The sequence below is a fragment of the Acidithiobacillus sp. genome (genome assembly GCF_027322205.1).
Taxonomy (GTDB): Bacteria; Pseudomonadota; Gammaproteobacteria; order Acidithiobacillales; family Acidithiobacillaceae; genus Acidithiobacillus.
In genome coordinates this window covers 1-18,822 of sequence record NZ_DAHVHY010000042.1, presented here as the reverse complement: position 1 = coordinate 18,822, position 18,822 = coordinate 1, and the positions used below count along the sequence as shown (strand labels likewise).

General features: G+C 56.9%; 21 protein-coding genes. 17 read left to right on the top strand and 4 right to left on the bottom strand.

From position 1 onward, the window contains the following. The 17 genes from M7F93_RS07765 to pstA form a co-directional block, all read left to right on the top strand. On the top strand, positions 1–636 hold a 636-nt coding region (locus M7F93_RS07765), incomplete at its 5' end, for a DNA mismatch repair MutL family protein (protein ID WP_463670965.1). After that, complete coding sequence (gene miaA, locus M7F93_RS07760; RefSeq protein ID WP_298171532.1) at positions 633–1,559, top strand: tRNA (adenosine(37)-N6)-dimethylallyltransferase MiaA; 927 nt, start codon at positions 633–635, stop codon at positions 1,557–1,559. The genes M7F93_RS07765 and miaA, both read left to right, overlap by 4 nt. Positions 1,560–1,683: 124 nt before the next feature. Next, on the top strand, positions 1,684–2,109 hold the full coding sequence (ndk, locus tag M7F93_RS07755; RefSeq protein WP_298171534.1) for a nucleoside-diphosphate kinase: 426 nt from the start codon (positions 1,684–1,686) through the stop codon (positions 2,107–2,109). Continuing rightward, positions 2,110–3,201, top strand: a complete 1,092-nt coding sequence (rlmN, locus tag M7F93_RS07750; protein WP_298171529.1) for a dual-specificity RNA methyltransferase RlmN — start codon at positions 2,110–2,112, stop codon at positions 3,199–3,201. Next, positions 3,198–4,043, top strand: coding sequence for a type IV pilus biogenesis/stability protein PilW (pilW, locus tag M7F93_RS07745; RefSeq protein WP_298171527.1), 846 nt, complete (start codon positions 3,198–3,200; stop codon positions 4,041–4,043). The genes rlmN and pilW overlap by 4 nt, the downstream gene beginning before the upstream one ends. 12 nt (positions 4,044–4,055) lie before the next feature. Then, complete coding sequence (locus tag M7F93_RS07740; protein WP_298171524.1) at positions 4,056–5,036, top strand: helix-turn-helix domain-containing protein; 981 nt, start codon at positions 4,056–4,058, stop codon at positions 5,034–5,036. Beyond that, entirely contained in the window at positions 5,026–6,126 is a 1,101-nt protein-coding gene (gene ispG / locus M7F93_RS07735; RefSeq protein ID WP_298171521.1) for a flavodoxin-dependent (E)-4-hydroxy-3-methylbut-2-enyl-diphosphate synthase, read from the top strand. The genes M7F93_RS07740 and ispG overlap by 11 nt, the downstream gene beginning before the upstream one ends. 32 nt (positions 6,127–6,158) lie before the next feature. Next, positions 6,159–7,478: a histidine--tRNA ligase gene (gene hisS / locus M7F93_RS07730; RefSeq protein ID WP_298171518.1), complete on the top strand. Its 1,320-nt coding sequence runs from the start codon at positions 6,159–6,161 to the stop codon at positions 7,476–7,478. Next, entirely contained in the window at positions 7,475–8,086 is a 612-nt protein-coding gene (locus M7F93_RS07725) for a YfgM family protein (protein WP_298171515.1), read from the top strand. The genes hisS and M7F93_RS07725 overlap by 4 nt, the downstream gene beginning before the upstream one ends. After that, positions 8,083–9,270 (top strand): outer membrane protein assembly factor BamB, encoded by a 1,188-nt coding sequence (gene bamB, locus M7F93_RS07720; protein ID WP_298171512.1) that lies wholly within the window; start codon positions 8,083–8,085, stop codon positions 9,268–9,270. Before M7F93_RS07725 ends, bamB begins: the two co-directional genes overlap by 4 nt. A gap of 10 nt (positions 9,271–9,280) precedes the next feature. Further along, positions 9,281–10,627 (top strand): ribosome biogenesis GTPase Der, encoded by a 1,347-nt coding sequence (der, locus tag M7F93_RS07715; protein WP_298171511.1) that lies wholly within the window; start codon positions 9,281–9,283, stop codon positions 10,625–10,627. Continuing rightward, positions 10,628–11,044 (top strand): M56 family metallopeptidase, encoded by a 417-nt coding sequence (locus M7F93_RS07710; protein ID WP_298171509.1) that lies wholly within the window; start codon positions 10,628–10,630, stop codon positions 11,042–11,044. Continuing rightward, on the top strand, positions 11,016–11,507 hold the full coding sequence (locus M7F93_RS07705) for a SixA phosphatase family protein (RefSeq protein WP_298171508.1): 492 nt from the start codon (positions 11,016–11,018) through the stop codon (positions 11,505–11,507). Before M7F93_RS07710 ends, M7F93_RS07705 begins: the two co-directional genes overlap by 29 nt. 84 nt (positions 11,508–11,591) lie before the next feature. Then, positions 11,592–11,963, top strand: a complete 372-nt coding sequence (locus tag M7F93_RS07700) for a DsrE family protein (RefSeq protein WP_298171506.1) — start codon at positions 11,592–11,594, stop codon at positions 11,961–11,963. Positions 11,964–12,227: 264 nt separating this feature from the next. Then, positions 12,228–13,316 carry a phosphate ABC transporter substrate-binding protein PstS gene (pstS, locus tag M7F93_RS07695; RefSeq protein WP_298171505.1) on the top strand — a complete coding sequence of 363 codons (1,089 nt, stop codon included), beginning with the start codon at positions 12,228–12,230 and terminating at the stop codon, positions 13,314–13,316. Between the two features lie 122 nt (positions 13,317–13,438). Continuing rightward, the gene (gene pstC / locus M7F93_RS07690; protein WP_298171504.1) at positions 13,439–14,395 is read left to right on the top strand and encodes a phosphate ABC transporter permease subunit PstC; all 957 of its coding nucleotides are present in this window, start codon (positions 13,439–13,441) and stop codon (positions 14,393–14,395) included. Continuing rightward, positions 14,395–15,306, top strand: coding sequence for a phosphate ABC transporter permease PstA (gene pstA / locus M7F93_RS07685; RefSeq protein WP_298171503.1), 912 nt, complete (start codon positions 14,395–14,397; stop codon positions 15,304–15,306). Before pstC ends, pstA begins: the two co-directional genes overlap by 1 nt. 98 nt (positions 15,307–15,404) lie before the next feature. On the opposite strand, the gene M7F93_RS07680 is transcribed toward pstA, so the two are convergent. The 4 genes from M7F93_RS07680 to M7F93_RS07665 form a co-directional block, all read right to left on the bottom strand. Continuing rightward, positions 15,405–16,088 (bottom strand): hemerythrin domain-containing protein, encoded by a 684-nt coding sequence (locus M7F93_RS07680; RefSeq protein ID WP_298171501.1) that lies wholly within the window; start codon positions 16,086–16,088, stop codon positions 15,405–15,407. Positions 16,089–16,548: 460 nt separating this feature from the next. After that, positions 16,549–17,376, bottom strand: a complete 828-nt coding sequence (locus M7F93_RS07675; protein ID WP_298171500.1) for a hypothetical protein — start codon at positions 17,374–17,376, stop codon at positions 16,549–16,551. Positions 17,377–17,383: 7 nt separating this feature from the next. Then, positions 17,384–17,590, bottom strand: a complete 207-nt coding sequence (locus M7F93_RS07670; protein WP_298171499.1) for a hypothetical protein — start codon at positions 17,588–17,590, stop codon at positions 17,384–17,386. Between the two features lie 76 nt (positions 17,591–17,666). After that, positions 17,667–18,822: HAD-IC family P-type ATPase (locus M7F93_RS07665; RefSeq protein ID WP_298171498.1), on the bottom strand; the 1,156-nt coding region annotated here is incomplete at its 5' end.

Genomic DNA, 18,822 nt, shown 5'->3' with positions numbered 1-18,822 from the left:
CTGGTGGCGCCGACGATGACTTCTGTGCCGGCTCCTGGTCTGCCAGCGGCGCCTGCTCAGGAGCTGGCCCCGAACTACCCCCTCGGGCAGGCCGTAGGGCAAATCCACGCACGTTTCATCCTCGCCCAGAATAGTGAGGGCATGATCCTCATCGACCAACACGCTGCCCACGAGCGCATTCTCTACGAGAAGATGAAGAATACGTCGCAAGAAAATGATAAACAGGCATTTATTATTCCGGAATATGTGCATCTAACGGCTGCACAAATGGCGCGTTTCGACGAACGACAGGCCGATATGCAAGCCGCTGGGCTGGAAATCAGTGTTGCCGGTCCCGGCACACTGGCCATTCATGCAGCCCCTAAAGCCGTCGCCGCCGCCACCTATGGGCAGATTGTCGCCGATATTCTCGCGGAAGAGCCCGCCTGGGCCGAGGGAGACGGCGACGCTGTCCTCGCCGACATAGCCTGCCGTGCCGCCATTAAGACGAGCCGCCGCCTCAACCTCGAAGAGATGAACAGCCTGTTGCGCCAATTGGAGGCCACCCCGCGTTTCGGGCAGTGCAATCACGGCCGACCCACGGTCGTGCAATTTTCTCTGACCGATCTGGATCGTCTCTTTCTGCGCGGGCGATGATTCCCGCCATTTTTCTGATGGGTCCGACGGCCAGCGGTAAGACCGAACTGGCCCTGAGTCTCGCGGATGCGCTGCCCGTGAATATTATCAGCGTCGATTCGTTGCTGGTATATCGTCATTTCGATATCGGCAGTGCCAAACCCAGCCTCGCCCTGCGCCAGCAATATCCCCACGCGCTGGTCGATATCCGGGAGCCCGACGCGCCTTATTCAGCGGGCCTGTTTCGGGAAGATGCCCTGCGCTGCATTGCGCTGGCGCGGGAACGTGGTCGCATCCCGCTGCTGGTCGGCGGCACGGGCCTGTATTTTCGCGCGCTGGAGCGCGGTATTGATGCGTTACCCCCCGCCGATCCCGCCTTGCGCCAGAGTCTGATGACGGCAGCAGAGACGGCGGGGTGGCCCGCGCTACACCAGCGCCTCGCGACCCTGGATCCGGAAACCGCTGCGGGTATCGCCCCCCATGATCAGCAGCGCATTCAACGCGCCCTGGAGATCATCCTCGCTTCGGGGCAAGCGCTCAGCGGGTCGCGCCACTGGCAGGGTGCATTCCCCGGCCCGCTCTGCAAAATCATCCTGCGTCCGCCAAGAAGCTGGTTACATCAGCGTATCACGCAGCGCTTTGACGTCATGCTGAACGAGGGATTTTTGGACGAGATTGCCGACCTGCGCGCGCGGCACTACGCGCCGGAGTTACCCGCCATGCGCGCCGTGGGTTACCGCCAATACTTCGCCTGGTATGACGGGATCTGCAGCGCCGAGGAGGCTTACCAGGCGGCGCTGGCGGTGACCCGCCAACTGGCCAAGCGCCAGGATACCTGGTTTAAGAGGGAATCAGCGCATTATTATCTCGATCCATCTAGCGACAATGCGGCGATGCTGTTGTTGCAATCCTTCGCCAATTTTCAGCAGAAAGACGCCCATTAGGGTCGGTTATCGCCGTATCGAAGATTGGGTGCTCTGCGTGCCAATAGCGGGCCGCCGGATTGCCAGCGAATACGCAGAATGCTAGCCTATGGCCACCCTGACTTTTACCCCCATTGAGGATCTTATGGCTGTTGAGCGCACTCTTTCCATCATCAAACCCGACGCCGTTCAGAAAAATGCCATCGGTGCCATTCTTGGTCGCTTCGAGAAGGCGGGGCTGCGCGTCGCAGCTGCCAAGATGTTGCACCTCAGTCGCGATGACGCGGGTGGGTTTTATGCGGTGCACCAGGCCCGGCCTTTTTATGGGGAGTTGTGCGACTTCATGAGCAGTGGTCCGGTAGTGGTTACGGTGCTGGAAGGCGAGGGGGCCATCGCCAAAAATCGTGATCTGATGGGCGCTACCAACCCCAAAGATGCCGCTGCAGGGACGATTCGTGCAGACTTTGCCGACAGCATTGATGCCAATGCCGTACATGGTTCCGACAGTGCTGAGACCGCAGTATGGGAAATCAGCTACTTTTTTGGTCAACGGGAGATTTTTTCGCGCTGAATGATAGGCGATTCTTCTGTAGTTACCAAGGCCGAACGGCCACACCTGCTGGGACTGGATCGCCAGTCCCTCGTTGAGTTGTTGCGTGCCTGGGGAGAGTCACCCTTTCGTGCCAACCAGATTCTTCAGTGGCTGCATACCCGTCAGGTGACGGACTTCTCGGCCATGACCAACATCAGTAAAGCCCTGCGTATGCGCCTTGCCGCCCAAACCCGCATCGACGAGCCGGAAATTATCGCTGACCAACTGGCGGCAGATCGCACACGTAAATGGCTGTTCGGGTTGGCTGACGGGAATGCTATAGAAACGGTTTTTATTCCTGAAGAGGATCGCGGCACGCTGTGCGTCTCCTCGCAGGTAGGCTGTTCTCTGGCCTGCAGTTTCTGTGCTACCGGCGCGCAGGGGCTTAGTCGCAACCTCGAAACCCATGAAATCATCTCTCAGGTGCGGGTGGCGCGCCGTTTTTTGGGCTTGGACGCGATCACCAACATCGTCTTCATGGGTATGGGCGAACCGCTGCTCAATTTGCGCCAAGTATTGCCGGCGCTGGATTTGTTGCGCGATGATTATGCCTACGGCTTTGGCGCGCGGCGCATTACTGTCAGCACGGCAGGTGTGGTGCCCGGCATGGATCGACTGGGGAGCGAAAGTCCGGTTAATCTTGCCATCAGCTTGCATGCCAGCCGCGATGATATCCGCGATATTCTTGTACCGGTAAACCGCCACTACCCGCTGGCGGAATTGCTCGCTGCCTGCCGCCGTTACCCCCTGCCGCCCCGACGCCGCATCACCTTTGAATATGTGATGCTGGATGGTGTCAACGATGCCGATACCCATGCCCGGGAACTTCTCCGCTTGCTGCGAGATATCCCTGCCATGGTAAATTTAATCCCCTTCAATCCCTTTCCCAATTCAGATTATAAAAGGTCACCACAGGTGCGCATCGATGCTTTCCGCGATATTATCCTGCGCGGTGATGTGATGACGGTTACGCGTCGGCCGCGTGGTGATGATATTGCTGCCGCCTGCGGTCAGTTAGCCGGGCAGGTACGTGATGGCCGACGTAGTATTCCTCTGGCGGTGCGTTTATGAAAAAACTTTTGGGCTTGGGCATCGGCGTGCTTCTACTGAGTGGGTGTGGGCTCTTTGGTGGCAAAGAGCCAGCGCTCACGCCTGACCAGCAAATGGCCGCGTTTATCGCTCATGAACACAAGACCAGCGCCTCCTCTTCAGGCTTTAGGCCAGCACCTGCCAACACCGGTAAGGCTAAGGCAGGCATCTATACCTCTCTCGGTAGCGCTTATTTGCAGGATGGTCATCCCCGGCAGGCGATTCGTGAATTGCAGTTGGCGATCGCCGATAACCACAATTACGCTGACGCATATAATGTCATGGGTCTGGCGTATGAGCAGTTGCAGCAGAATGAATTGGCAGGCAATGCCTTTCGCCGGGCACTCTCCATGGATGCAAAAAATCCCGAGTATCTCAATAACTATGGCGCTTTTCTCGTCAACTCCGGTAGCTATGCAGAAGCAGTTGTCGAATTAAAGCGGGCGACAGCCGATCCTTTGTATAGTACACCGCAGTTCGCCTGGACCAACCTTGCGCAAGCCTACGTGGGGCTCAAGGAACTGTCGGCAGCGCGCAATGCTCTGAACCGGGCACTCTATCTGGTGCCCAACTATCCGCCCGCCCTGCAAATGCTTGCCGAGTTGGATTTTAAGGACGGTAAAGCAGATGCTGCCTTCGCTCAGTTGCAGGTGGTCTTGGCGCAGGAACCCGATAACGCCGATGCACTCTTGCTGGCGGGGCAGATCGCCGCTCAACAGGGGCGAACAACACAGGCGCAGTCTCTCTGGCGGCGTTGCGTGACTGCTTCGCCTTATTCTGCGGCGGGCAAGCAGGCGCAGCAGTTGTTGTTGCAAGATGGTTGAGGTGGCAGAGCCATGGATCCGGTAACAGAAAGCGAGATTTCTCAGGATTTGCGGACAGCGCGGGAAGCTCGTGGCTGGAGCCTTCACGAAGTTGCCGGGCGATTGCATATCACCGAGGTACAGGTGAAGGGTTTGGAGGACGGTGATTATGCCGCGTTGCCCGGCGCGGCTTTCGCGCGCGGTTTTCTGAAGAATTATGCGCGGTTGCTGGACTTGAATCCGGAACCTCTTCTGAAGACGTACGATGCCTCCAATGAGGGGTCAGGACTGCACCCGTCAGGAAACGTGCTGCCCGCTGCTGAAGGCCCGCTGCTGGATTACAGTCGACGCACGCTGATTTTCTCCGTATTGATTGTGATCGCTGTTATTGTGGTGGCCTGGTGGTTCTGGAGTCAGCAGCAGGCACAGCACTTGTCTGCCATGGCGGCTTCGCCGGCGGCGGTTCAGCATCCGCCAGTTTCTGCGCCGGTGGTCACTGTCGCGCCCGGCGTGTCACCGGTCGTTTTGGCGCGGAGCACCGTGACTCAGGCCGCGGCGGTGGCGGCCGGTCAATCCGCTGCACCGGTTGCAGTAACCCAATTTGCGGCTACAGCGGCTGATCACGGGCTGGCATTTCAGTTCAGCGCGGACTGTTGGGTGCAGGTCAAAGACGCTTCCGGCAAAACCCTACTCGCTGTCCTGGGACGTCGCGGCGATATTTTACGCGTCGATTCCGGCACTCCGCCGTATCACATCCTGGTAGGAAAGACCAAGGCTGTCGCCATCAATTATAACGGTAAGCCAGTACCACTGCCAGCCAACGCTCTAGGTGTGGCCAGATTGCAGGTTGGTACCGCATCGGTCACGGGCACCCATGTCAGTGGCGTTCGTGTTATGGCCGCCACCCACAGTCAGGCGCCGTCCTCCGCACTACCGGTAGCCAGTGTGTTTTCATCCCCTGTTGCGGTATCCAGCACCGCAGCCGTTTCCAGCGAGGTTTCCCATGCACCATGAATCTCCTATCAAGCGTCGTAAGACCCGGCAAATTCACGTCGGTAAGGTGGCCATTGGCGGCGATGCGCCGATCAGCGTACAAAGCATGACCAATACGGAGACTCGGGATGTGCTTGCCACGGTCGCGCAGATTCGGCGCCTGGAAGCAGTCGGTGCCGATATTGTCCGGGTGTCCATACCCAGCATGGACGCCGCCGAAGCCTTCAAAGCGATCCGTGCGCAGGTGGAAACCCCCCTGGTTGCCGACATCCACTTCGACCACCGCATTGCTTTGCAGGTGATGGCGGATGGTGTCGATGGCCTGCGCATCAACCCCGGAAACATTGGTTCCCTCGATAAAACACGGCTGGTGGTGGAAATGGCCAAGGACAAGGGTATCCCCATCCGTATCGGGGTTAATGCCGGATCCTTGGAAAAAGATATCCAGGAAAAATACGGAGAGCCGACGGCGGAGGCCTTGGTGGAGTCTGCCTTGCGCCATGTGAGTATTCTCGACGAATTGAATTTTCATGATGTGAAAATCAGTGTCAAGGCCTCCGATATTTATCTTGCCGTGAGCGCTTACCGGTTGCTCTCGGAAAAGGTGGATTACCCACTGCACCTGGGTATCACCGAAGCTGGCGGTCTACGCTCGGGCACCGTCAAATCCGCCATCGGGCTTGGTCTGCTCCTGCGCGATGGCATTGGCGATACGATCCGGATTTCCCTCGCAGCGGATCCTGTCGAGGAAATTCGCGTCGGCTTCGATATCCTGAAGAGTCTGCACTTGCGTCAGAAAGGCATCAATCTGATCGCCTGTCCGTCCTGTTCCCGCCAGGAGTTTGATGTCATTACCACTATCAATGCCTTGGAGGCGCGTCTGGAAGATATCCTCGAACCCATGGATATTTCGGTGATCGGCTGCGTGGTGAATGGTATTGGCGAAGCGAAGGAAGCGGATATCGGCTTGGCGGGTGGGGATAAACGCAGCATTCTCTACTATCGCGGCAAGCAGGTCGAGCGAGTGGAGAATATCGATATTGTCGATGTACTGGAAAAGCGGATTCGGGCGGAAATCACCGAGCGGCAGGCGGCGCGGCATGACGCCTGAGCCTCTTCCAGCGCTGCACACCGGGAATATGCATGGCTGGTAAAGCGTTGCAGGCCGTACGTGGTATGAACGATATTTTTCCGGAAGCGAGCGCGGGTTGGCAGGCACTGGAAAGTGACCTGCGGACGTTACTGGCGCTCTACGGCTATGGTGAGTTGCGTTTGCCCCTTCTTGAATCGACGGAACTGTTTGCCCACGCTATTGGCGATGTGACTGATATCGTCCAGAAAGAGATGTACACCTTTGCGGATCGCAATGGGGATAGCCTCACCCTTCGGCCGGAGGGGACGGCGGGATGTGTGCGTGCCGCTATTCAGGCGCAAAGCATGCGCGGCCACACCCCGCGTTATTATTATATGGGGCCGATGTTTCGTCATGAACGCCCGCAGAAAGGACGTTACCGGCAATTTCACCAACTGGGTGTGGAGGTCTTCGGGCTGCCTGCGGCGAGCACCGATGCCGAGGTGATTGCCCTATCGGCGCGAATTTTGCGGACGGCGGGCGTTACCGCTGCGTTGCAGATCAACTCTCTGGGAAGCCCGGCGGCGCGTGCTCACTACAGAAGCATGCTCTTGGATTATCTGCGCCCGCGCCGGGCGGAGCTCTGCGCCGACTGTCAGGAGCGTATGGAGCGCAACCCGCTCCGTGTGCTTGACTGCAAAGTACCCACCTGTCAGGACATCGCACACATGGCCCCGCATCTGGCGGACCATTTGGACGAAGACTCTGCAGCGCATTTCGCCCTGTTGCAGTCGCTGCTGACAGCGCTTGATATCCCTTACCAGGTCAACCATCGCCTCGTACGCGGTCTGGATTACTATAGCCGCACGGTCTTCGAATGGGTGACGGATGCGCTCGGCGCGCAAGGCACGGTACTGGCCGGTGGTCGTTATGACGGTTTGGTCGCGCAGTTGGGTGGTGCTGAGACGCCGGCGATCGGGTTTGCAGTGGGGCTCGAAAGATTGCTCGCTTTACAGGCGCTGCAGGGGAGGGCGGTGGAAGCGCCGATCCCCCTGCTTTTCCTCGGCGCTTTGGAGAATGCTGGGGTGGCTCGCACCTGGCAAATTGCCGAGAAGTTGCGTGACCGGGGCATTTCCGTCGTGGCTGGTGGCCCCGCTACTTTCAAGAACATCATGAAGCAGGCAGAACGTTCCCACGCCAGATTCCAGGCCATTATCGGCGCGGGACAACTCGCTGGCGAGGCGCTGATCCTTAAGGAACAGGCAGGGGAGGGCCGCTGGCAGGGTAATCTTGATGCCTTGCACGAGGGTCTGCACTGCCTTGGCGTTGATTTCCCGCAGCCTGCACCCCATACTGTGCGCAATTTTGCTACAGTCAGAGCCTTATCGTGACCGGTCCAGAACTCTCCGAACTCCTTTATCGCCATCGCATCTCCCTCATCGCGGGCACTATTGTTATACTGCTTGCGGCAACGGGGTTTTTTGGCTACGAAAAATATCAGCACCATCAAGTGCAGCGTGCTGCCATCCTTTACAATGAACTGGTAGATACCCTCGTCGCCGGGCAGACCAGTACAGCACGCGCCAGTGCGGATACCCTGGTGCATCAATATGGGCACACGCCCTACGCCACTTTCGCCCGCCTTTTTCTGGCGCGTATGGATAGTGAAAGCGACCAGATCCCGGCGGCGGAAACAGAGCTGAATACCGTCATCCAATCCGGAAGTGCCCCAAGGGGCCTGAAGAGTATGGCGAAACTCAATTTGGCCCGGCTTTATCTGGAGCAGAAGCAGGCACAAAAGGCACTGGATTTACTGAAAGCGCCGGATGTGGCCTTCGCTACCCTGCAGGATGAAATCCAGGGGGACGCCTATGTGGCACTCCATCAGGACGGTAAAGCTATGCAGGCTTATCAGTCGGCTATTGCCGCGCTTCCAGCCGCTGATCCTTACCGCAGCTACCTGCAGATGAAGATGGCTAATATCGGAGTGGCGCCATGACCTTGCGAATTTCCCTCTCGTCCTCCTGGCGTCTGATGGTGTTGGGTTCCTTGGCGATCCTGCTGAACGGCTGTGGCATCATGTCCTGGTTCCATTCCACCCCAACCCCAAAGGCACCCCCACCCCTCGCTAAGGGGCAGGATAAGGTATCCTTCTCTACGGAATGGCAGTCCCGTCTGTACGGCGTTTGGCAAGTTAATCCATATCAGGGAACGCTGATTGCGCATGACAAAGAGCAGGTTGTAGTCGCCGATGCTTCTGGCCATCTGGTCAGCATGACGGATAGCGGCCACCAGATGTGGATGCGCAGCCTGGATGGCAGAACAGCGCGTGGCCCCACGCTGGCAGATGGCATGGTTTATGCTGGTACCGATGCGGGAAAAGTCTATGCGTTTACTGCTAAAGACGGACACAAGCTCTGGGCTGTACAACTGAGTTCTGAGGTGCTCACACCGGTAGTTGCTGCCGATGGACATCTGCTGGTGCAGACGGTAGATGGTCATCTTTGGGCACTTGACCCTAAAGATGGCAAGGTGCAATGGACGTTCTCCATGAATGAGCCGTCCCTCATCCTGCGTGCGGTGGCGACGCCTACGGTGCATGACGGGGTGGTATATGCGGGTTTCGCCGATGGTACGGTGGTGGCGCTCAGCTTGTCGTCCGGTGCAGAACTCTGGCGGGTCCAGGTTGCCTTACCCCATGGCAGCAATGAATTGGCGCGCATGGTGGATGTGGCCGCGAGCCCGATAATTGATAAGGATCAGGTGATTACTGCAGCCTACCAGGGAAATCTGGCGGCTTACGGGTTACCAAGTGGCACCCAGAACTGGAGTGTGCCGATGTCCGTCTATCAGACACCCGTACTGGACGCTGGCCATCTCTTTGTCGTAGATGCCGATGGGCGGATATCCTCTGTAGACCCCAGCTCTGGCAATGTGCTGTGGCGCAATGACCGCTTGAGCGGGCACTACATGACCGGTTTTGGTCTGTGTGGCGGTGACTTGCTGGCGACGGATAATGCGGGATATCTCTATGTCATTGATCCGCAGACGGGGCACCGGATCGGTCAGACGCGGCTGTCCGACAGTGGCATTCAGAGTACGCCTGCCTGTCTGGGAAATGGCCAGATTCTTGCCCTCAGTGATGCGGGTACCTTGTATCGGATCAAGCTGGCAAAACGCTAAGGTTCCATTCATGATTGCAGTTATCGCCCTGGTAGGGCGCCCCAATGTGGGTAAATCCACCTTTTTTAATCGTCTGACGCGCACCCGTGAGGCGTTGGTGGCGGATTTCCCGGGGCTCACCCGTGATCGTCATTATGGTACGGCGCAGTTTGAAGGGCGCCAGTATCTGGTGGTGGATACCGGCGGTTTTGAGCCGGAAGAACGGGAGGGCCTGGTAGCGGCTATGGCTGTGCAGACTCGCCTCGCTATCACTGAGGCCGATGCCATTTGCTTTCTGGTGGATGCCAAAGAAGGGTTTTCTGCCCAGGATGCAGAAATCGCCGAGGAGCTGCGCCGCGGTGGTAAGCCCATCTATCTGGTCGTTAATAAGATGGATGCGAAAGGTGCTGTGAGCGAGCTGCCTGAATTTCATCGTCTTGGTCTGGGCATGCCCTACACCATCTCTGCAGCCCATGGGCACGGCGTTGAACCGCTGCTGGAGGCGATTTTTTCGGATTTGCCTACCCCTGAGGACGAGGCCGCCGAGGCTGTGGGGAAGGGGCCGCGTATTGCCATGCTCGGTCGGCCCAATGTGGGTAAATCGACACTGGTCAACGCGATGCTGGGTGAAAAGCGTGTCCTCGTTTTTGACGAGCCTGGAACCACCCGGGATAGTATTCGCATTCCTTACGAGCGCCAGGGCAAACCCTACGTCATGATTGATACCGCGGGTATGCGGCGCCGCGCCAGGGTGGGCGAGGGGCTCGAAAAACTCAGCGTATTAAAGACCCTGAGCGCTTTGCGTGAAGCGGATGTGGTTCTGCTGGTGCTCGATGCGCGTCTGGGTATCGCCGAGCAGGATGCCCACCTGGTAGGCGTGGCGGTCGAGCTGGGGCGTCCCATTGTGGTGGTGGTCAATAAATGGGACGGGATGAATCCCGAACAGCGCAAGGCGGTAAAGCAAGAACTGGAAAGGCGGCTGGACTTTATTAAATACGCGCCGATCTACACCATTTCCGCCCTGCATGGCACGGGTGTGGGTGATCTCTATAAGAGCATTGATCAGCTATGGATTGATTCTCGTCGTCATTTTTCCACAGGCGAGCTGAATCGCGCGCTGGCCGATGTGATCGAGACGCATCAGCCACCCATGGTGGGCGGGCGACGTATCAAACTGCGTTATTGTCATCAGGGGGGAGAAAACCCCATCACCCTGGTGTTTCACGGTAACCAGGTGGCGCGTTTGCCCGGTACCTACAAGCGTTATTTGGAGAGTGCCTTTCGGCGGACGCTCCATTTGGAAGCTGCGCCCTTGCGTCTGGTCTTCCGTCAGGGAGAGAATCCCTATGATCCACAACCGAAAAAAGGGAAACACTGAATGACGGAGCGTATCCCGGGCTGGTGGCGCTGGGCGATCATGGCTGCGTGCATTTATATGGCGATTTTGGTAAGTAATCGTTATCTACCCGTTAATCCGCAGATGGTCTGGGTGCGTGCCGGCGAGTACGCTCTCTGGGCCGCCATAACGCTGGGTGCCATTGCCCGCTTCTTCCCGGCCCTGACGCCTTACGGCTGGCGGCCGGTCACCATCTTCCTCGGTGCGCTGCTCTCAGGGCTGGAAATCTTTATTGGCTCCGGGTCTGACACGAAGGTGCGTGTGGACGAATGGATGACGGCACTCATCGGCATCGCTGTGGTCACCATCCTTGCCCGTTTTTTACCCGCCGCCATTACGCGTTTCTGGTTTGGTCAGGAGGTGGTTCGTCGTGGACCTATTGCTCGTCCGCCACGCTGAGGCGGAAGATGCAGGTAATGGTGGATCTGACTTTGAACGTCAGTTGACGGCGCACGGCCATGCGAGTGCGGCAGAAATGGCCGATGGGCTAGCGCTTTGCGTCCGTAACCAGGTCGCATTGTGGAGTAGCCCTCTGGTGCGGACCAGGGAAACGGCTGCATATCTTGCGACGGCTTTGGGGGTGGAAGTGTCAAGCTATCACGACGCCATACCCGCAGGCGATCTCGGTCAACTTCGCCATGACTGGCAAAACCTTTCCCCGCAGACCGGCACCCTGATTGTGGTGGGCCATCAACCGCATCTCGGGATCTGGGCTGCACAATTGATGGGTATATCTCTCCCGGTCAAAAAAGCCAGCGTCATAGCGATCGCCTTGGATCGTTCTGGTACGGGCGGACAATTACTCTGGTATGCACAGCCCGTGGCCCTGGCACGTCTGGGACAGATTCGGCATCAGGGGTGACCTGCGCTATAATGCGCGGAGTTCCAGGCAACGCGCGCCCGCGCCCGCTCTGTTATCCGTTCACCGTTCGTCAGGAGGTGTAAAATGTCCGAAGCAGCTGATCTCGTTATTATCCTCATCACCGGTCCGGAGAATCCCAAACGTCTGCCTTCCGCCTTTTTTCTCGCTGCTACGGCTGCCGCAGCGGAGCAAAAAGTGGTGATGTATTTCACTGGTCCAGCCACGGAATTGCTGGCTAAGGGCAAGGCCGAGAGCATATTTCCCATGGCTGGTGGCAAGAGTGTCGCTGACTTCATGAAATTGGCTGAAGACAATGGAGTGCAGATCATCGGTTGTCTGCAATCCCTGGAACTCAACGGCATGACCAAAGATGACCTGGCCAAGCCCGTTCCCATGATGAACCCGAGCGCTGCTTTACCGTCTCTGGCCGCCGCGGGACGGATTCTGACTTGGTAACCAAAAACAATCGTTACGGTTAAGTACCTTGGATCCCGTTCTGTTGGCGGGCTTCACTGATCAATCATATGCTGAGAGCAATATTAGGGTGTTGGCGCTGTTATCGTCATAAAAGTGTCATAAATACTTCATTAAAGTGTCATATTGTTGTGTTAGATTGCTCTTCGAGTTTCGCTGAACGATAGCGTTCTTGTGCTGTCTGGATGCGGGATGTTCAATGGGTAAGCCGTAAATCAACGTATTTGCCATCTTTGGAGGCCTTATATGCTGTATCGCTTGAAGAAAGAAGTGTCGCGTAGTGTCAAAAGCGCTGTAGTCCTGTCCGCGCTGGGCCTTTCTACCCTATATGCCCTGCCCGTTTCGGCGGCTCCGACCATCTCGTTGTTGGAAACCGGTTCCACTCTGCTGTACCCGCTCTTTAACCTGTGGGTTCCTGTGTACACCAAGATGAACCCCGGCGTTCAGATCACCACTCAGGGCACAGGCAGTGGCACCGGCATCGCTGAGGCGATCTCTGGCGTGGCACAGATCGGCGCTTCTGACGCCTATATGAGCAATGCGCAGATCAAGCAACATCCCAACATCCTGAACATCCCGCTGGCCATCTCCATTCAGATGATCAACTACAATATTCCCGGCCTGAACAATGTGCATCTGAAACTGTCCGGTCCGGTGCTCGCGGGCATCTACTCCGGCAAGATCACCAACTGGGACGACGCGGCCATTGCCAAGCTGAATCCCGGCATGAAGTTGCCCAACCACAAGATTATTCCGGTGCATCGTACCGATGGTTCCGGCGATACCTTCATTTTCACCACCTATCTGTCCGACACCACGCCGGAATGGAGCAAGAATATTGGTTACAGCACGACGGTGAGCTGGCCGGCAGTTCCTGGTGGAATTGGTGCAGTGGGTAATCCCGGTATGGTTCAGGCACTGAAGACGACACCTTATGGCATCGCCTATATCGGCATCAGTTGGAAGAAGCCGGTGGAAGAGGCCCATCTGGGGATGGCCATGTTGGAAAACCGTGCCGGCAAGTTCGTGCTGCCGACGGTGGCGAATGCCAAAGCCGCGGCGGGTGAAATGGTCAACAAGACCCCGGCCGACGAGCGCATCAGTCTGGTCTACGCGCCAGGCGCCAACGCCTACCCCATTATCAACTACGAATATGCGATCGTCAGCAAGACCCAGCCCAATGCTGAAGTTGCCACTGCCATGCGTAAATTCCTGAGTTGGGCTATTGATCCGAAGGGTGGTAATGCGTCACACTTCATCACCGCAGTGAACTTTGTGCCGCTACCCGATAGCGCTGCGGAGCTTTCCCGCAAGCAGATCGCGGAAATTAAGTAAAGGTTGTGCCGGAGCCGGGGCTGGTCCCCGGCTCTTCCATATCCAATGCAGGACCCCGCTGTATATTTTATGATTATTGATGCCGACTATTCAGATGCTCTAAGTGCCGGGAGATTTGTGGGATGAAAATTCCTGTATTCAGGGTAGGGTTGATCGCTACGGCTAGCTTTTTACCACTTTCATTAATTGCACTGATTGTATTTTTGGCGATTTATTCCTGGCCTGCTATTCAGTTTAATCAATTTCATTTTTTGTGGACCAATGACTGGAATTTGGGGAATCTTTACGGTAACCCGGTCACGGTACATGGTGCGCAGATCATGCCAGGGGCCAAGTACGGCATTTGGTTTCTGGTCGTCGGCACTATTGTTAGTTCGGCGCTGGCCATGGTGATGGCGATGCCTGTTGCCATTGGTGCTGCATACTTCCTCAGTGAAGGCGTGCGCAAATCCTGGGCAGGCCCTTTATCTCTTTTCGTGGATTTGCTGGCCGCCATTCCCAGCGTTGTTTATGGGTTGTGGGGCTACGCGCTGCTGGTACCACTTTTTGGCCAGACAATTTTCCCCTTCCTGGCTAATACGTTTTCTTTTATTCCTTTCCTGAATGGTGATCCGGGTAGTGGCTATGGGTTGCTGACTTCCGCTTTTGTGCTGGCGGTGATGATCATTCCATTGATTTCTGCCACCCTGCGCGAAGCCATCCGGATGACCGAGCCCGAATTGAAAGAGGCGGGCCTGAGCTTGGGCTTAAATCGCCTAGAGGTTTTCTGGCATATTACCCTGCCTAAACTGAAGACGGTGTTGATCGGCGTGGGTATTCTCGCCTTGGGTCGGGCCCTGGGAGAAACTATGGCTGTCCTCATGGTCAGTGGCAACGCGCTGAATTATCTGCCCAATAACATTTATGCGCCGATCTCCACCATGGCTGCATTTATTGCCTCGCAACTGGACAGCGCGCTGCAGGATCCGACGAACATGGCCGTGGAGGCCCTTTCTGAGATTGCTCTCGTGCTGCTACTCATTACCGTGGCGGTAAATATTGCGGCGCGTTTGTTGTTATGGATGGCGAGGGTGCGCTGATGGCAATCAAAGCGATCGAGCGCAATGTCAGCGTCAGAACAAGCACGAAAGGCTTCAAAGTGTCTTTATCACGGCGCGTGATGACGGCATTCGCCTGGATGTTCGTAGTCTTTTCATTTCTTTTTGTCGCAGCGATGTTTATTTCCATTATCGGAGACGTGCTCGTTCACGCATGGCCGGCGCTGACCCCCAAATTGCTGACAGATATTACCAACGGTATTGGCGGTGGTCTCAAAAATGCTATCGAAGGAACCATGGTCATGTCTGTCGGGGCGTTGCTTCTGGCGGCGCCGATCGGCATTGCTGCAGGGATATACCTGAGTGAGCATGGCCATGGTGGAGCTGGAAAAATGCTGCGCTTTCTTTCGGATGTGCTGGTTGGCATACCATCTATCGTCCTGGGCTATGTCGGCTATATCACCATGGTCATTTATCTGGGTTGGCAGTTCTCTGTGGCGGCGGGCATCATCACGTTAACAGTCATGTTGCTGCCCTACATTGCCCGCTCCACGGAGCTGGCAATGGCCAATATTCCTCTGGCGGTGCGCGAAGCCGGTTATGGGCTGGGTGCAGGGGAGGGGCGCGTCGTACTGCATATTTTGTTGCCTGGCGCAGCACCGGCGATTATGACAGGACTTTTCTACGCAGTTGCCCTGTCCATGGGAGAGACTGCCCCTCTGTTATATACAGCAGGTTGGTCTAATTACATGTGGAATGGCCGGTTTACCAAGGAACCCATTGGCTATCTGACTTATGTTGTCTGGACCTTTATCAACGAACCTTTTGCTGAATCCCATATGCTCGCGTTTGCGGCGGCTTTCCTGATTACCGCGGGTGTGTTAATCCTGATTCTGGTCGGTCGCTGGTTACTGGTACGTGGGCAGCGTCGTATGGGTGTCTATCAGGGATAAACCCTGCGCGGTGTCTGTGTTAGTTTGGCCCGAGATTTTACGTTTTTGGAGCCCGAGATCTCCAACCAACCAGTCAGGTCAGCCCTTATCTATTTGCTTTAAGGGAACATCTTGTCGACTTGCTGGTCCTCTGCACCTGCCAGCAACTCTTTGGCGCGAACCAGAAACTCGGCAGCGCGGCCACGGTCGCTGTTGTCGGTAGTTTGCCAAATGGGGAAGAGGGTGGTTTCTTCGCGGTTTTCGTGCTTGGCGAGTGAGCCGGAAAGTACCGCGCAGATGGCGGGCAACATGCCGTAGTCTTTCTCCAGCAGCGTTTCTGCCACCAAGCGAGATTGAGTGATGATGCTATCATGCTCAAAGAGCATATCAGCAAGAGGACCTTTTTCCTCGCCACCACCCAAGGTCTGGCCAAGGACATTGTTCTCCAAGTGGACATGGCGGCGGAGACCAATCCAGTAGTCGTTGAAGATGGTTTCGGCATCCACGATTCGATTTTCGTTGGCAGCGGCTAACACGTCCGCAAACTGGCGATCCAGACGGTAGTGGTCCCAGGTCAGCAGATCCACCACGTCCTTGGCTTCTGCTTCGGCACGAGGCTGCACATCTATCTGCCAGAGTTTGCCATCGGTCTCAAAGTGCCAGGAGATGGCATTGCGCAACTGAAAGGCCACCGCCCGCATCATGGCACCGGGGTCGGTGTCCGCTAATACCTGCACATGCTGACCGATCGCCAGTCGGGTCATGGCGGCGTAGACCAGAGGTTGGGCTGCTGTATAGGACATGCCACGCACGTCGATGACGTTCTGGGCAGGGCTTGTACATGCGGGAGGTATAACTTGTTGAGTTGACATGATATAGAGTCCTTGAATGAAATCTGTCTCCGGAACAGGGACGGAGAGCCAAAGGATCAAATATGAATGCGCTTAAGTGGTTGTATTGGTGCCTAGGGCCGTATTCGAAGCGGCTCGGCATGCACCGAGGGATTTCAAGTCCATTGGTTAGCCTTTTCCTATTAACGCCATGCGATGCAATTCTCGTCCATGCTGCATCATTACTTTACTACATCACGCTGCGATGCACGATCTGACAGGGGGCCGCGACGCAATACCAAGTCTGGAGTATAACAAAACTCCGCAGTATTAGCTTGGAAATCGTTAAACTTGCAACGCGTTGATTTGACGCACACTTGGTATATCGCCCTGGTTTTCCGTCGCAAGTGAGGAGGTTCTCCTCTGCTAATCCCTACGCCCCCGCAAGCCGGCGCACGGTAACCGCCACGCGCTTAGCCATCTGCGCGCCGGGCAACCCGAAGGCTTCACGCACAAAACACCAGCCGTACAGTCCCACCAGCAAGAGCAGGGCGACACTCAGAATAGACACCAGCAAGGCGGCCCCAAAAGTGTGTAAACGCGCTGACAAAAAAGTGATGCCGCCCTGTAATAACAGACTGGCCAGCAAAAAACCCAGCCAGACCCGCACGTTCACCAGCACTGCCTGAAAACCGGCGAGCAGGGCCAGATAACCTCGGGTGGTGATCCCGGCCACGATGACTCCCACGGAAAGCAGCAGAAAGGTATTACCCAACATCGTTTGTGCCGTACCCAGTCCGTTTGTGATCAGGGACCGCAGCCATGCGGGAAGGTTTTGCCACCCCGGCGAGCGCAAATTATGCAGGGTAGCGGCAGAGGAAATATGATCGTGGCTCAGAATGCCCGCCAGATAATGACGAACGAGCAGCATCAACATCAGCAATGCTGCCACCAGCAAGGCGATTTCCAGGACCAGACGGAACAGGGGCCACCAGGGCACATCGCGGATACTGCGCCCGACATCCATGATCTGCGTGCTGCCCTGGTGTACTGCCATGGCTACTGCAAAAATAATGGCCATAACCCCACAGGCGATGGGGATACTCAGAATCAGCGGTTGCCAGGCTACGTTCAACAGCAGCAACACCAGATACAGCATGGCGAAAGCACCGGGAGCACCACGCAGTAAAAGGAGAGAGTCGCGCCACCAGCGGGCAATCCACCCCGCTTCAACGGGCTGCGGTTTCAGAGAAGTAGCCATACCGGAACTAATAAATCCGTGCGGCAGCGAAAACCCCCATGCCCTGATGACGAGTTAACATTGTCACGGCATGGGAATCTCCCTCCTGACCAGCGTGGCCACGATGCTTGGTCTTGCGGCTGTATAGGGTGCGGTTTCTTTCTACTCGCGTCGGTTGCACGCCCATACGCGGTTTGAAGCGCCTGGGGACAATGCGAATGGTCTCCTTTTTCATTTTCAGAACTCCTTCATAGGTGATGATTACAACGGACTATTCTAGCATGAACATCGGCGTAGTGATGCGTTTCAGACTATCTGCGGAGCCCTAGCAACCCGCCGATCAGCCATGCCAACACCGCGCAGAAGGCTACGATCCCCAAGTCTGCGCCATTCATAGCCGCCGTCGCAAAGACCTGCTGAAAAAAGGGTAGCCAGGCGAAAAGCCCCTGCGCAATCAGCGCGGCCAATATCGCTACAGTCAAGACAATATCGCCGCGATCACCACGCCAGCGCCCGTACATGGCCAGCAGAATCCCAGCCTCCATGGCCATCAGGGTGTTCACTGCCAGAGTATGCGCATGGGCGTCGCTGTGCAGGGTTGCGTCGCCCAAAAAAACCACAAAGACGGTTACCACCAGAAAGGTACTCAGCCCGGCAATACGCCACCACAGCGGTCCCGGTATGAGCGCCTCCCGGGTTGGACGCGGTGTGCGCCTCATCACGTCTTTATCCGCCCCCATGAATGCAAAAACCAATGCCAGGGTACTGGCGGTAATGGTGTTTACCCACAGAATTTGCAACGGGGTAATGGGCAGGACCACGCCCGATAGCACCGCGAAAAAAATGACCAGCCCCTGCGCAAAATTGGTGGGCAGCATATACAGCGCCGTGCGCCGGATATTGTCATAGATGTGGCGCCCCTCCGCCACGGCGGTGGCGATATGGGCAAAGTCGTCGTCACTCAGCACCATGGCCGCAGCCTCACGGGCCACGTCGCTCCCCGATTGCCCCATGGCCACACCAATCTGCGCCCGGCGCAAGGCGGGTGCATCGTTGACGCCATCACCGGTCATGGCGACCACCTCGCCGCTGGCCTGCAGGGTCTGCACCAGTTCCAGCTTATCGGCGGGCTGCACTCTGGCGAAGACCACCGCGTCGCGGGCCAGAGCTTGCCGTTCCTCGGCATCCGCGCTGGCCCACTGGGCATGATCGACCACCGCCGCCGGACCATCCTCCAGAATGCCGACCTGACGGGCGATAGTAGCCGCCGTCTGCGGATGATCGCCGGTAACCATAATCACCCGGATACCCGCACTGCGGCAGGCAGCAATGGCGGCCGGTACGGCGGCACGGGGGGGATCCAGCAGCGCGACAACGCCCAGCCAGGTCCAGCCACCATCGTCCAGAGCCTCCCACTGCCCATCCACCGCGCTGGCCAAGGCAAGGGTACGCAGGCCGGCGGTCGCC

Coding starts and splice junctions, on each gene's coding strand:
- miaA (WP_298171532.1), top strand. CDS start 633: ATGATTCCCGCCATTTTTCTGATGGGTCCGACGGCCAGCGGTAAGACC.
- ndk (WP_298171534.1), top strand. CDS start 1,684: ATGGCTGTTGAGCGCACTCTTTCCATCATCAAACCCGACGCCGTTCAG.
- rlmN (WP_298171529.1), top strand. CDS start 2,110: ATGATAGGCGATTCTTCTGTAGTTACCAAGGCCGAACGGCCACACCTG.
- pilW (WP_298171527.1), top strand. CDS start 3,198: ATGAAAAAACTTTTGGGCTTGGGCATCGGCGTGCTTCTACTGAGTGGG.
- M7F93_RS07740 (WP_298171524.1), top strand. CDS start 4,056: ATGGATCCGGTAACAGAAAGCGAGATTTCTCAGGATTTGCGGACAGCG.
- ispG (WP_298171521.1), top strand. CDS start 5,026: ATGCACCATGAATCTCCTATCAAGCGTCGTAAGACCCGGCAAATTCAC.
- hisS (WP_298171518.1), top strand. CDS start 6,159: ATGGCTGGTAAAGCGTTGCAGGCCGTACGTGGTATGAACGATATTTTT.
- bamB (WP_298171512.1), top strand. CDS start 8,083: ATGACCTTGCGAATTTCCCTCTCGTCCTCCTGGCGTCTGATGGTGTTG.
- der (WP_298171511.1), top strand. CDS start 9,281: ATGATTGCAGTTATCGCCCTGGTAGGGCGCCCCAATGTGGGTAAATCC.
- M7F93_RS07710 (WP_298171509.1), top strand. CDS start 10,628: ATGACGGAGCGTATCCCGGGCTGGTGGCGCTGGGCGATCATGGCTGCG.
- M7F93_RS07700 (WP_298171506.1), top strand. CDS start 11,592: ATGTCCGAAGCAGCTGATCTCGTTATTATCCTCATCACCGGTCCGGAG.
- pstS (WP_298171505.1), top strand. CDS start 12,228: ATGCTGTATCGCTTGAAGAAAGAAGTGTCGCGTAGTGTCAAAAGCGCT.
- pstC (WP_298171504.1), top strand. CDS start 13,439: ATGAAAATTCCTGTATTCAGGGTAGGGTTGATCGCTACGGCTAGCTTT.
- pstA (WP_298171503.1), top strand. CDS start 14,395: ATGGCAATCAAAGCGATCGAGCGCAATGTCAGCGTCAGAACAAGCACG.
- M7F93_RS07680 (WP_298171501.1), bottom strand. CDS start 16,088: ATGTCCTATACAGCAGCCCAACCTCTGGTCTACGCCGCCATGACCCGA.
- M7F93_RS07675 (WP_298171500.1), bottom strand. CDS start 17,376: ATGGCTACTTCTCTGAAACCGCAGCCCGTTGAAGCGGGGTGGATTGCC.
- M7F93_RS07670 (WP_298171499.1), bottom strand. CDS start 17,590: ATGAAAAAGGAGACCATTCGCATTGTCCCCAGGCGCTTCAAACCGCGT.